At 50.3% G+C, this 13,648-nt stretch carries 12 protein-coding genes; 7 read left to right on the top strand and 5 right to left on the bottom strand.

Annotation, left to right across the window (positions count from 1 at the left end):
- Positions 1-614 precede the first annotated feature (614 nt).
- From MKY82_RS32795 to MKY82_RS32780, 4 genes are all read right to left on the bottom strand, one after another.
- Positions 615-1,625 carry an iron ABC transporter permease gene (locus MKY82_RS32795; RefSeq protein ID WP_339295138.1) on the bottom strand — a complete coding sequence of 337 codons (1,011 nt, stop codon included), beginning with the start codon at positions 1,623-1,625 and terminating at the stop codon, positions 615-617.
- Positions 1,622-2,632 (bottom strand): iron ABC transporter permease, encoded by a 1,011-nt coding sequence (locus tag MKY82_RS32790; RefSeq protein WP_260064666.1) that lies wholly within the window; start codon positions 2,630-2,632, stop codon positions 1,622-1,624. The genes MKY82_RS32795 and MKY82_RS32790 overlap by 4 nt, the downstream gene beginning before the upstream one ends.
- A gap of 69 nt (positions 2,633-2,701) precedes the next feature.
- Positions 2,702-3,679: an iron-hydroxamate ABC transporter substrate-binding protein gene (locus MKY82_RS32785; RefSeq protein ID WP_339295137.1), complete on the bottom strand. Its 978-nt coding sequence runs from the start codon at positions 3,677-3,679 to the stop codon at positions 2,702-2,704.
- Positions 3,603-4,475 carry an ABC transporter ATP-binding protein gene (locus tag MKY82_RS32780; RefSeq protein ID WP_071220524.1) on the bottom strand — a complete coding sequence of 291 codons (873 nt, stop codon included), beginning with the start codon at positions 4,473-4,475 and terminating at the stop codon, positions 3,603-3,605. The genes MKY82_RS32785 and MKY82_RS32780 overlap by 77 nt, the downstream gene beginning before the upstream one ends.
- A gap of 324 nt (positions 4,476-4,799) precedes the next feature.
- On the opposite strand from MKY82_RS32780, the gene MKY82_RS32775 reads away from it, so the two are divergent.
- Positions 4,800-5,849, top strand: coding sequence for an NAD(P)/FAD-dependent oxidoreductase (locus tag MKY82_RS32775; protein ID WP_071220523.1), 1,050 nt, complete (start codon positions 4,800-4,802; stop codon positions 5,847-5,849).
- A gap of 81 nt (positions 5,850-5,930) precedes the next feature.
- On the opposite strand, the gene MKY82_RS32770 is transcribed toward MKY82_RS32775, so the two are convergent.
- The gene (locus MKY82_RS32770) at positions 5,931-6,542 is read right to left on the bottom strand and encodes a TetR/AcrR family transcriptional regulator C-terminal domain-containing protein (RefSeq protein WP_339220568.1); all 612 of its coding nucleotides are present in this window, start codon (positions 6,540-6,542) and stop codon (positions 5,931-5,933) included.
- A gap of 172 nt (positions 6,543-6,714) precedes the next feature.
- Between MKY82_RS32770 and MKY82_RS32765 the strand changes: the two genes are divergently transcribed.
- From MKY82_RS32765 to MKY82_RS32740, 6 genes are all read left to right on the top strand, one after another.
- Positions 6,715-7,893 (top strand): ABC transporter permease, encoded by a 1,179-nt coding sequence (locus MKY82_RS32765; protein WP_339295136.1) that lies wholly within the window; start codon positions 6,715-6,717, stop codon positions 7,891-7,893.
- Between the two features lie 501 nt (positions 7,894-8,394).
- Entirely contained in the window at positions 8,395-9,048 is a 654-nt protein-coding gene (locus MKY82_RS32760) for a response regulator transcription factor (protein ID WP_071220520.1), read from the top strand.
- Positions 9,049-9,095: 47 nt separating this feature from the next.
- Positions 9,096-10,169 carry a sensor histidine kinase gene (locus tag MKY82_RS32755; protein ID WP_339296738.1) on the top strand — a complete coding sequence of 358 codons (1,074 nt, stop codon included), beginning with the start codon at positions 9,096-9,098 and terminating at the stop codon, positions 10,167-10,169.
- Positions 10,170-10,376: 207 nt separating this feature from the next.
- The gene (locus tag MKY82_RS32750; protein WP_339295135.1) at positions 10,377-11,312 is read left to right on the top strand and encodes an ABC transporter ATP-binding protein; all 936 of its coding nucleotides are present in this window, start codon (positions 10,377-10,379) and stop codon (positions 11,310-11,312) included.
- Between the two features lie 29 nt (positions 11,313-11,341).
- Positions 11,342-12,460 carry an ABC transporter permease gene (locus tag MKY82_RS32745; RefSeq protein WP_339220566.1) on the top strand — a complete coding sequence of 373 codons (1,119 nt, stop codon included), beginning with the start codon at positions 11,342-11,344 and terminating at the stop codon, positions 12,458-12,460.
- A complete protein-coding gene (locus MKY82_RS32740) occupies positions 12,460-13,611 on the top strand; it encodes an ABC transporter permease (RefSeq protein WP_339295134.1) in 1,152 nt (383 codons plus the stop codon). Before MKY82_RS32745 ends, MKY82_RS32740 begins: the two co-directional genes overlap by 1 nt.
- Positions 13,612-13,648 lie beyond the last annotated feature (37 nt).

Raw genomic sequence — 13,648 nt, 5'->3', positions numbered from 1 at the left:
AGACGGCAACCATAGCCGAACCAGTATAAGCATAGGAAAGATATGTGCAGGTAATAGGCATACCACGATGGCAATGTAAGAGATCTGAATAAGCCGTGAATCCAATTGAAACATAGGATGGTTAGGATCACAAAGAGGTATATGTCGAACTGAAGGAGGATTCGTTTCTTGAAGGATCCGGACTTCATGTCGTCACCCGGGGTATAGGATTGCTTTCCATCTACATACGTTCGATCCAGATAGACATACAGCTCGCCGGCAAAATAACCTGTAAGGTACATTCCCACGATAGCGATGTTAATCCAGCCTGCATCTTGTCGAGGCAGCCCAAGGTCGATCAAGAGATCGAATATCCAGAGCATGCATAGTACACTGACCGTCACGAGGATCCATAGAGGAAATATTGACATCCATCGCTTTGCAGCTGAATCGGTGGCTTTCTTTGATTTTGCCATAATACCTCCCTTTTGTTTTACCAAGCGAATTATCCTTATATTACCTTATTCATGAACTTTATGTATGAAATAAAGCGATTCACCGTATACAAAAAAGCCCCTTTTACACCTGAAAGAGTGCAATAGGGGCTTAGGCATTCAGTTAAAAAAGAATAACGGTTATTTTTTCTTCAGCAGCAAATATACAAAATACGGCGCGCCGATGATGGCGACCATAATGCCTGCGGCGATGCCGTCGGGATCCACGATGTTGCGTCCGATCGTGTCCGCGAGCAGCAGCAGCCAGCCCCCGATCAACACGGCAATCGGAATGTACATCTGATTCCGCGGGCCGACCAGCGCTTTGGCAATGTGTGGGCCCATGAGTCCAATGAATGTAATCCCGCCCGTAACGGATACCGCGGATGCTGCAAGCGCTACGGCAGCCAGAAGCAGCACGATGCGCTCCTTCTCAATGGATACGCCGACGCCGATGCCCACGGGATCGCTTAATCCCAGCAGATTCATGCGCTGCGCTTTGTATAGGGTGAACGGAATCAGGATGATCAGCCAGGGCAGCACCGCCGCAATGAAAGGCCAATCGGTTCCCCATATCCCGCCCGCCAGCCACTTGGCAATAAAATCGACCTTGGTCCGCTCGGCAGACGACGTGAGCACAATCATGACACCCGAGAGTGCCATGGAGAACCCGACCCCGGTAAGCACCAATTTAACGGGCTGCAGGCCTTCGCCTGTTCGGAAAGAGAACAGGTAGATGCCCACGGCCGTTAGCACAGCTCCGATAAATGCCGCCAAGGGCAGCATGTAAATAAAGGAGCCGGCTTCGATCGGGAAGAACAGGAAAAATACGGCTACGCCGACCCCGGCCCCCGAGTTAATGCCGATAATACCGGGATCCGCGAGATCAGTTCGGGTAATGCTCTGCAGAATGGCACCCGATAAGGCAAGCGCCATTCCGGCCAGCAAAGTAATGAGCATGCGCGGCAGGCGCACATCGAAGATAATGAATTTCTCCTTGAAGCTGCCTTGGCCCAGCAGGGTTGGAATAATCCGGTCATAGCTAACGGACGAATAACCGAGACCTAGACCAACGAGGACTGTAACCACTGTAAGGATCAACAAGACCAGAAATGTAATGCGTTGTTTTCTTATTAACGATGGATGAATCATGACAGTCCCCGCCCTCCTTTGCGTACGATAAACAGGAAGAAGGGCAATCCCATGATGGCAATCAGAGCAGCTACGGGTGTTTCGTAAGGAGCATGCAGCGTTCGTCCAACCGTGTCGGCAAACAGCATGAAGATGGCTCCGACGAGGGCGGACATCGGAATGACATGGCGGTAGTCTGTTCCGACGATCCCGCGGACAATGTGGGGAATCATCAGGCCGAGGAAGGCCAGATTTCCCACCAAGGCCACAGAAGTTCCAGCCAGGAGGACAATCACGACAAACAGGATGCCTTTGATAGCAGCAATGTTCTGTCCCAAACCGACGGCGACTTCTTCACTTAGGCTAAGGATGGTCAACTGTCTTGATAACACGATGGCAATTATAATTCCAATGAGAATAAACGGAAATATCGTCTGCAGCTGTCCCCATGATGTGCCGATCACACCGCCTGCCGTCCACATGGACACATCCTTGGATATTTTAAAATAAATGCCGATTCCTTCAGCGATGGCGTACAGGAATGCGGATACGGCTGAGCCAGCCAGCACCATCTGCAAGGGAGAGAAGCCGCCTTTTCGCATGGCTCCGATGCCGAAGACCATCACGGCGCCGATCGCCGCTCCGATGAAGCAGGCCACCATAATGCCAAAATAATTGGCAGCCGGCATGAAAGCCAGCGTGAAGGCAAGCGCCGCATTCGCCCCGCTGGTAAGACCGAGCAGGCCGGGATCCGCCAGCGGATTGCGGGTAATGCCCTGCATGATGGCGCCGGAGACCGCAAGCGCGGCTCCGACCAGAATAGCTGCAACCTCACGGGGCAGGCGGATTTCGCGAAGGAGGGATAATTTTTCGCCCTCCATCGAGGTGGTAAGGGCAAACCATACATCCTTGATGCTGGTTTCAGCTGCACCGAACACCATCGCAACAACAAACATGCCCATAAATACGATGATGCCTGCAATCAATTTGATGGAAATAGGAATGGATCGTTTCGTAGGCATTGTCATGGAATCATCTTTTCATCTTAAAGTTGGAATATGCAATCGAAATAAGTCTGAGCAAAGGCAGCCTAAATGCTAGTTGCCCAAAAAGTGTTCCGTAATGAACTCTAGCTGGTACTCCAGCGTGGTGGCATCATTAAAATAAATCCGGTTTCCGTCTGCTTCGTATACGCGGCCATTCTTTACCGCCGGGATTTGCTTATACGTCTCGGTTTGCTGGAAGGACGTATCGGCATCGGCAAATTTGCTCAGAATAACATAGTCGCCGGCATACTCCGGCAGCACTTCCGCGGAAAGGGCATAGTAACCGTCCTTCAATGCCATTTCTTTCACTTTCTCCGGCATTTTCAGCTTCATTTCCTGATACAGGATTTCAGTGCCGCGGCCCCAGTTATCGCCGTATACATAAAGCTGTTTATCAAAGCTCTCGATAACGGATACGGTGGCGTCTTCTCCAATTTTGGCACGGATGTCCTCACCGGCTTTTTGCGCCCGTTGCTTGAAATCATCGATCCAGGCCTGGGCTTCCTTTTCTTTGTTCACAAGCTTGCCGATTTCAAGATGCTGCGTCAAATAATCGACTTTTCCATAGGTGTAGGTCACGGTTGGGGCAATCTCTTTCAACTTATCCACGTTCTTGATATTGGACAGGCCGATGATGAGATCGGGGTCCAACTCGATGATTTTCTCCAGGCTTTCATCCGTGACTTCTTCGGCATCCTTGATTTTGTCCGCAAATGCGGGGTTGGCCTTGGACCAGGAATCAACGCCCACCATGTTGACGCCGAGTGCAAGCAGGTCGCCTACATAGGAAGACAGCACAATCACGCGCTGCGGATTGGCAGGTACTTCGACGGGTCCGTTCTCGGACTCATATGTAATGGTCCCGGATGGAGTTTCGCTTTGTTCCGTTTTAGGTGATTCGGCCGTTCCTGTATTATTGCTGTTTGTCTCCGCAGGCTTGCTGCTGCAAGCGCTAAGAATGAGCAGCAGCGCTATAAACGGGATGAGTAGTTTCTTCGTAGTTGTCGTTTTGCTCCGTTTTGAGTACATCCTCTTTTTCCCCTTTTAATAGATTGTATGTGATACAGATCGGTTTTGCCGTGCGCGGATCGCGGCCGATCTCGGCGTCGATATGGAATACTTTCTTTAATACGTCGTGTGAAATGACGGCTTCCGGATCACCGGCCTGAATGATATCTCCATCCTTCATCGCGATAATGTAATCAGCGAATCTGGCGGCTTGGTTTAAATCATGTAGAACCATAACAATGGTACGCTCCTGCTCGATGTTAAGTCTCTCCAGCAGTTCCAGGATCTCAAGCTGATGCGCCATGTCCAGATACGTTGTCGGTTCGTCAAGGAAGATCATTTCGGTCTCCTGAGCAAGTGCCATCGCAATCCACACCCGCTGTCTTTGTCCCCCCGATAGAGCATCCACCGAGCGATATTTGTAATCCTGGGTCCCGGTAACCTCCAGCGCCCAGTCAATCACTTCCATATCCTGCTTGGTCAAGCGGCCAAAACCGCGTTGATGAGGATATCGGCCATAGGAGACAAGCTCGCCAACCGTTAAACCGCCCGGTCCTTCCGGAGTTTGGGGCAGAATGGCCAGCTTTTTCGCCAGCAGCTTGGTGTTCATCTTGGCGATTTCTTCTCCATCCAGAATGGCAGCACCCGACTGGTAAGGAATAATGCGGGTAACAGCCTTCAAAAGAGTGGATTTGCCGCAGCCGTTCGGCCCAATGATGGTTGTGATTCTTTTATCGGGAATATCTACGTTAAGACGATTCAATATCAGATTCTCGCCGTAACCGACGCTTATTCGATCTGTACTTAGGCGAATCATCATTTCACCTCCAGAGTAGTTAGCTATCAAACGATAATGATTCTCAATTTCATCCATAAATATAATGTGGAGCCGCGTCGTTGTCAATAAATATCTTAATGGAAATTTTAAATAATATTCATGTTTCAGCCGAATAATATCCATATATAGATTGGAAGAGTGATGCAAACCTAAATATAGGCGAAATTGTGACAATATGAATTTTTTCTAAATGATTGATTGTAAAACGGTGAAAGGCAACGTATACTAATTGATAATGATAATCATTTACGTTACAAGGTGATCGCAAACAGCCTTTTAATCTATAAACCGGGAGTGAAATGCATGAGTGGGAAAGAGATATTTGATGTAACGGTTATTGGTGGAGGACCAGCAGGATTATATTCTGCTTTTTATAGTGGACTGCGCGGCATGAAAACCAAGATTATAGAATATCAACCCATGCTTGGCGGGAAGGTTCACGTTTATCCGGAAAAAATGATATGGGACGTCGGCGGACTGACACCCGTTCCGGGCGCAAAGCTGATCGAGCAGATGGTTCAGCAAGGTCTGACGTTTAATCCCGAAGTGCTGTTAAACGAGAAGGTTGAATCGATCGCCCGCAATGAGGAAGGGCTGTTCGAATTACATACGGCGAATTCCGGCGTGCATCTGTCCAAAACGGTCATCGTGGCGGTCGGCGGAGGCATCCTGAATCCGCAGAAGCTGGATATTGAAGGAGCCGAGCGGTTTGAGGTGTCGAACCTGAACTACACGGTGAAGTCCCTGCAGCATTTCAAGGGCAAAACGGTGATTGTGTCCGGCGGAGGAAACTCGGCCGTGGATTGGGCGAACGAGCTGGAGCCTGTGGCGAAGAAGGTGTACCTGGCCTATCGAAAAGGCGAATTGTCAGGCCATGAAGCCCAAGTCGATCAGTTGATGAACAGCAAGGCCACTTGCCACCTCAATACATCGATCACGAAGCTTATTGCTTCGGATAATCATGAGGTGATCGAGCGGGTGGAATTGACCAATAATGAGACGGGTGAAGTTTCCTATCTGGCCGTAGACGAAGTGATCATTAACCATGGCTATGAACGGGATATGTCCCTCTTGGAGAACAGCAAGCTCGATATTCATCGGGTAGATGATTACTATATCGCGGGCAACGCAAGCTGCAACTCTTCCATACCGGGGTTGTATGCCGCGGGCGACATCCTGCATTTTGACGGGAAGCTGCACCTGATTGCGGGCGCCTTCCAGGATGCCGCGAACGCGGTGAACAGCGCGAAGCAGTTCATTGAGCCGGATGCCAAAAAGTACGCGATGGTCTCCTCGCATAACGAGGTATTCAAGGAGCGAAACCGCGAATTAGTAAAGCAATTGATCAATTAGCGAAGCAGGCAAAGTGCCTATGTGCCATTAAGCATAGAAGAGAAGCGAGGGAATTCCCCGCTTCTCTTCTTTTGCATTACCTTACTGTTTTGGGATGATCCCTGAAGTAATCAACGGGCCGTAGTTGATCAGCTGGGTCATCATGATCGCCATTTCTCTTGCGGACTTATTCATGCCGGACTCGATCCAGTGTATGACCAGGCCGATATTGGCGGAGGTCATATACGCAATCAGGTAATCGCTCGGAATGATTTGATTCTCTGCTACGGGCTTTCTGAACGCATGCTTAGCAAACATATGCTCCTTCATGAATTCCCTGAATTGCCGCACGAAGGATATGTCCCCATTCGGGCCGACAACGGCACGGAAGAAGGCGGCATGACGGATGAGCTCCTCAAATATTCGTTCTGACGCCGGATAAGGCTCGCCCTTTTCCGCATAGTCTCTGGAATCCCTGGGGTCAATATGAACGACGATGTCCTTAATCTTCTGGAGCACCTCTTCTTTGAGCTTATCCAGCATATCCGGCACATCCCGATAATGCAGATAGAAGGTACCTCGGTTGATATTGGCGCGATTGGCGATATCGGTGACGGTAATCGCATTTATGCTTTTTTCGTCCATGAGCTCAAACAAGGTCTGCCGCAACAGCTGATTCGTCCGAATTTGCCGGCGATCCGTCTTTTTGATCAAGGAATTCCCCTCCAGTACAATTTTGAACACTTAATCAACAGAATGCTTGAACACTGATGAGTAATGAACACTCCGCCGAAAGCTGATGATTGAACAAAAATCTCTCTTCATTATAATTAACGCTGTGATCTTTAATCAACAGTATGTTCATTAATGACGAGGAGTGGTAGATATGGGTTTCTTAAAACAAAACATGCTGTGGATCGGCGCATTGGTTGTCATTCTGGCCCTGTCGGTCTTCGGCGTGGCCATGATGGGATCGATCGCGGGAGCGAAGCCGAAGTCGCTGCCCGTTGCATTGGTCGTCTTGGATCAGCCGGCGGAGTTACCGAACGGCGAACCCCTTGCTGTTGGCGATATGATGAAGGGGATGCTGCAGGGCAACTCACAGCTGCCCATTCAGTGGAGAATCGTGAATTCGGAAGCGGAGGCACGGGAAGGGCTCGACAGCCAGAAGTATTATGGAGCCCTTGTGCTGCCTGAGGACTTAAGCGCGAGCATCTTGTCGCTGCAATCGCCTGATCCCAAGCCGGCTGTGGTGCAGGTGCTGGTGAACGAGGGGATGAGCACGCAGGCATCCACAGCGGTGAAACAGATGCTCGGGCAAGCGATGAAGATGGCGGGAGGGCAGCTCTCCAACCAGGCATTGACGATGATCAGCACGCAGACGGATATGCTGCCTGTAACAACCGCACAGGCTCTCCTTACCCCGTTTGAGGTTCAGGAGGAGGTTGTACATCCTGTCGGGATTAATCACGCAAGCGGCAATGCGCCGGGCATGCTGGTGCAGATTTTATGGATTGGATGTCTGATCATTAGCGTGTTCATGTTCCAGGCGCTGCAGAAAGCCGTAGCTGACGGCAGCGGCAGGGGAACCTCGATTGTGCTGCAAGGCGCTGCCGGTTTGCTGCTGGCGGGTCTGGCTTCCGGTTTCCTGGTATGGATGGCATCCTCCTGGTATGGCATGGAGTTTACCAACGGGGGCCGCGTTTGGCTGATGCTGTGGCTGGCAGGTTCCGCTTTTTTCCTCCTTCAGTCGACCCTGCTCAACTGGATGGGAATCCCGGCTATGGGCATCTTGGTGCTCCTGATGTTCTTCTCGATGCCGCTTCTTAATATGGCGCCGGAGTTTCTGCCGCAGTCAACACAGTATTGGCTGTACTCGTGGACGCCGCTCCGCTTTGCTGCTTCGGCTCTAAGAGATGTAATGTATTTTGACGGCGTTTCCGCATCTTCCGCGAATGCTGCCGTACTATGGTCTATCGCCGGAGGTTTCCTTGTTCTGCTGCTTGCCTCGGTGCTGAAGAAGGGGAGCCTTTCCGACAAAAGAAAGTCGATGACCGCTTCTTAATAGAGATTGTTCAAAATGTAGTCTTTTGATAAGAAAACCAATCGAGGCAAATTCAGAGCTGAGCGACCGCGATTCGGAAGTAGGTTTTCTTGCGATATAGAATTTCATCAACTCCGTTGATAACTTATAAATCCTATATCTAACACGAAGGGAGTCAAGAAGGAACTCGGCATCGAATCTTGAATTCAGTCGGGCCTTCCGGTGCTCACGTACCCAAAACGTACGCTCCGCTCCTCAGTCCCTAACTTCATCCAACCTTCTCGGTGCTGAAAATCCGACTTTTTGAACACGCACTAATAGAATAGGCTGGCGAATGGGCAGTGTGGGTTTACCCGCACTGCTTTTTTTGCTACGCTCAAGCAGCTTGGTCCATGTTAGCCGGGAACATGGCAGCAGTGCGTTGGCACCGTGACGGTCCCCCTTGTATTAGGTGAATAAAAATACTATCGTTCTTCAAGATGACGGCCTGTATAATCCTGAATAAGGGAGTGTGAGCGTAAGTTGAAGATTAAAGTGATCATAGCGGACGATAATTCGTTTATCAGGGAAGGTATGAAAATCATTCTGACTACGTTTGATGAGTTCGACGTCGTGGCGACCGTTGAAGACGGCCAGGAAGCGGTGGCCTATTGCGAAGCGCATGAAGTGGATGTGGCGCTGATGGACGTCCGGATGCCGAATCTGAACGGTGTTGAGGCCGCGAAGCAGCTCACGGAGCGTACCAAGACCAAGACGCTGATCTTAACGACCTTCGACGACGATGAATATATTACCGATGCGATCCTGAACGGCGCCAAGGGTTATCTGCTAAAGAATAACGACCCGGAACGGATTCGCGATGCAATCAAAACGGTGTACCACGGCCATCATGTGCTGCAGGACGTCGTACTGGATAAAATCAAATCCGGGCTCTCTCCCGGAAAGCCTGAAAAGGAAGATAAGGCAGACAAGTTCGACCGGAGTCTATTCACCGAAAGGGAACTGGACATTATGGCGCTCATCGCCAAAGGGCTGGCCAACAAGGAAATTTCGAAGAAGCTGTTTATTTCCGAAGGCACGATTGCCAATCACATCACTTCAGTTCTCAGCAAGACAGGTCTTGAGCATCGAACCCAGATTGCGATTTTTTATCTGACGGGGGAAGTGAATAAGTGAGCGAACGCCGAAATTATGCCGAACTGTGGGTCATCGGTTTCAAAAGCATGCTGTTCCTGTATGTGATCAGCCAGTCGTATGCCTCTGATCTTGCGATAACGTCATGGTATATACTGGTCATGCTTCTCTACCTGTCCGTGAATGTATCCGTCTATATTTTCAAGAGTCGCAATACACAGCCATACTTCATGGTACTGGCTATTCTTGTTGTCGTGGCGTCCTCATTCTACATTCATCCGCTGTTCTTCATGCTGCTTCCCGCGAATCTGTATGAGCTGTTGTCTTTATATCTTCGCAGGAGCTGGATGATCCTGATTCTCCTGCTGGTTCCAGCGTTTATAGTGCCTTACGAGCTTGGCTTGACCTATTTCTTTATATCCGTTCTATCCTATATTTATCTCACCATGCTGAGAGCTTTTATAAGCCGAGTCACATCCTATCAGGAGCAGAACGAGCAGATGCATCGTGAACTGGATCGGTTGACCCAGCGGCTGAGCGAAAATAATGAGTACATCCGGCAGTTTGAATATATGTTCAAGCTGGAAGAGCGAAATCGGCTGTCCCAGGAAATTCATGACAAGATCGGGCATTCCATGACGGGAGCATTGATTCAGATGGAGGCGGCCAAGCGCTTGATGACAACGAATCCGGACAAGTCCGCCGAGCTGCTGCAGAATGCCATATCCATCTCCAAAGAAGGCATTGAGAGCATCAGGCTGGTTTTGAAGAACGTAAAGCCTCCTACGGAGCAGCTCGGCATCAACCGAATGCGTTTATTCCTAGAGGAGTTCTCCACCCAGCACCCGATCAAGACCGTATTAACGCATGAGGGCAATATGGATGTGATTACACCGCTTCAGTGGAAAATCATTCAGGATAACACCCAGGAAGCGTTAACCAATACGATGAAGTATGCGAATGCAACGGCAGTCTCGTTACATATCGAAGTTCTGGGCACCATGATCAAGGCCAAGGTCAGCGACAACGGCAAGGGCATGCAGAAGGTCATCAAGGGTCTTGGGATCATAGGCATGGAGGAGCGCGCCGCGGTCGTGAATGGTACCGTGATCGTGGATGGCTCCGACGGCTTCTCGGTGACCACTTTAATACCTTATAGCTAAAACCGGTAAGTGCATTTGGCGGATTAGAGATATCGGGTCAAAATGACATTCCCCACAAGGGTGAAGATTTGGATCGTCAACAACATGAAGATTCTCATGGATAAGGATGAACTTGTGCACTATCGCAAGGGCATCCTTTTTTCGTACGATAAATGCAGATCAAGTCCACCGGTTGATGCGTGGATGGAATATGGAGGCGAAAAACGTATGAACGTGCTGGAGATCAAAGGTCTTACGAAGAAGTTTGGGGATTTCATAGCGGTAGATCAGTTGTCGTTGAACATACGGGAAGGCGAGATCTTCGGCTTCCTGGGCGCGAACGGAGCAGGCAAGAGCACAACCATTAATATCATATCGTCGCTCATGCCCATGACCAAGGGAGAGGTTCATGTCCTGGGCAAGAATCTGATGAAGCACAGAAAGTTCGCGAAGCAGCAGATCGGCATGGTTCCGCAAGAGGTCGCGATATATGAGGATTTGACCGCCTATGAGAATGTTCATTTTTTTGCCGGATTGTATGGAATGAGAGGATCGGAGCTTAGGAGCAGGGCCGAAGAGGCGCTTGCCTTCGTCGGACTTAGTGACAAACATAAGATGTACCCGAAGAGCTTCTCCGGAGGCATGAAGAGACGACTGAATATCGCTTGCGCGATTGCCCACAGACCGAAGCTGATCATCATGGATGAGCCGACCGTCGGCATCGATCCCCAATCGAGGAACTATATTCTGAACTCGGTCAGGAAGCTGAATGAGATGGGCAGCACGATCCTGTACACGAGCCATTATATGGAGGAAGTGGAGGAGCTCTGCACCCGGATTGCCATTATCGACCACGGCAAGATCATAGCGGAGGGCACAAAGGCACAGCTGAAGGCCATTATTACGGACCAGAAGGATATCGGGATCGAAGTGCAAACGGCCGCCCATCTTGAATCGGGCAAGCTGAAAGAGATCGCGGGCGTCAAATCGGTTGAAGTGAAGGAGAATACCGTGCACATCAGCTCCGACGCAGGGGTCAATAACCTGAATAAAATCATTCAGGTATTCATGGCGCAAGGCATTGAAATTCGTTCCGTTCAAGCGTCCGAGCCGAATTTGGAAACGGTGTTCCTGACGTTGACCGGCCGAAGCCTTCGGGATTAGCGGACCATGGAAGAGGGAGGTGGAAATACATGAACGTACTGAGAATCGCGCTGAAGGAGATGAAGATCGTCCGGGAGCCGCGGATGCTGGTGTTTATGCTGGCAACCCCGGTGCTGCTCATTTTGATCCTAGGGACAGCGCTTTCGAATGCTTTTAACGGCAGTACCACGATTGGAGACATCCGGGTGTTATACCATAACGACGGTGCAGAACCCGCGCTTACGGAGCAATGGCAGGTTTTCATGCAGGAGGCGGAGCGCTCATCGGGCATGGTCTTTGAGCAAGTCAAGGAAGGCATGGACGGAGGGCAGGAAGTGAAAAACAACCGGTACACCGGTTACGTGGAAATGGACGGTCAAGGTATCCGTTATGATGGAAACAGCCGCAACAGTATGGAGAACGGGATTGTACAGGGGATGCTGTCCGCATTTACCGACCGGTACCGGCTGTCAGCCGAAGCCGCGAAGATCGATCCGGGATATGAGAGCAAGCTGCTTGTTGATGATGGAGGGAGCTATGTGCTGGAGTCTTCCATTCAGGGGGCGAGGCAGCCGGGTTCGCTTGATTATTTTTCGATTGCGGTCACCACGATGATCATCCTGTACAGCGCCTTGACGGCAGGCGGACTCATCGATAGTGAGCGAAAGCGAAACACCGCGCAGCGCCTATTGGCCTCACCGGTGACGAAAGCCGAGATTTTTGCCGGAAAAATAATGGGCACGCTCGCAATCAATGCCGTATTTGTCATCATCGTTGTGCTGATCAGCAAATATATGTTCAATGCCTATTGGGGGGAGAACCCCATCATGGTATTCCTGGTTTTGTTCACCGAGATCCTGTTTGCGCTCAGCCTCGGGCTCGGCATCAGCTACGTGCTGAAGGGAAATGCAGCCGGAGCTGTCATCATGGTCATTATTCAACTGGCTGCGTTCTTTGGCGGAGGATATACGCCGGTTGCAAGCACAACGGGATTCATGAGGGAGGCCGCAACGTATTCTCCCCTGCATTGGTCCAATGAAGCTCTGCTGCAAATCATCTATTCAGGCGATGGGACTGCAGCCGTGCATGCGATGATGCTGAACGTGGGATTTTCCGTCCTGCTATTGGCGGTAGCCATGATTTTGATGCGAAGAAGGGAAGGGCTGTAATGATGAAGGATATGCTCTGGCTCATTCGAAAGACGATATTGACCTCGTTGAAGGATTATAAAAATCTGCTGCTCGTTATCGCGCTTCCTATTGTCGGCATTCTGCTATCCACCTTAATCTACAAGGGTTCTGGAGAGACTTCGGTTAACATTGGCATCGTGAATCACGATATCGAACAGAAGGTCACGCAAGATACGATCGATTTTGTTGCTCATTTGGAGCATACCGAGGCATCAGTCATTAGGGAATCGGAAGCGGATGACTTGGTTGTGTCGGGTGAACTGGATGCAGTGCTGATTTTCCCCGAGGGGTTTGCGCAGAGCGTAATTCAGGGGGCACCCGAGCCGGTCCGGATCGAGTCGATTAAGGGAGCTCAGGTTACGGGGTATGTCAAAGCGTATCTGAACGCGTACATCCGGAATATCTCCTCCATGGGGGTTATGGCGGGTGGCGATGCCGCCGCATTTAACGAATTATACAGCGGTTATCGGAGTTCAACGTTTCAATTGTCCACGACTACGGTCGCGGATCAATCGGTCAATCATGATATGACCAACCGGACGATTGGTTACTTGGTTGTGTTCATGTTATTCTCCGCCGTGAATCTATCAGCATTAACGATCCGGGATCGAGAGAACCGTACGTACTATAGACTCTTATCGTCGCCTATTACGGCCCGCAGTTACGTCTTCTCGAATGCCATCGTGAACATCGTTCTGATGATGATCCAGATTGCGGCCACCTTGTTTGTCATGACCCGGTTCTTTCATATCGAGCCTGGCCTTCCGCTCTGGCAGATGTTCTTGATTCTGTCGCTGTTCGCTCTGGTCGCGGTCAGTTTATCGCAGGTCATTGTCGCGTTCTCGGACAGCACCATGATGGCGAACGGAATCCAGACGATGGTGATCATGCCGACTTCGCTGCTGGCGGGGTGTGTATTCCCGCTTACCGTGATGCCCGAAGCGATTCAGCGAATCGCCGATTTCCTGCCGCAGTATTGGCTGCTCGATACGTTCGGCAAGCTTCAACAAGGAAGCGCGTTGACCGACATTATGTTGAATGTGGCGATTCTACTGGCCTTTGCCTTGGCCTTATCGCTGATTGCAACCTACAAGTTTGGAAGAAATAGAGATACGCAGAGCTATGTATAAAAAATAAGCAGGGCGCCCCTTAACCTGATTCCTGAAG

The sequence above is a fragment of the Paenibacillus sp. FSL W7-1279 genome, from assembly GCF_037969845.1.
Taxonomy (GTDB): domain Bacteria; phylum Bacillota; class Bacilli; order Paenibacillales; family Paenibacillaceae; genus Paenibacillus_AQ.
This window is presented reverse-complemented; position numbering and strand designations above follow the sequence as displayed.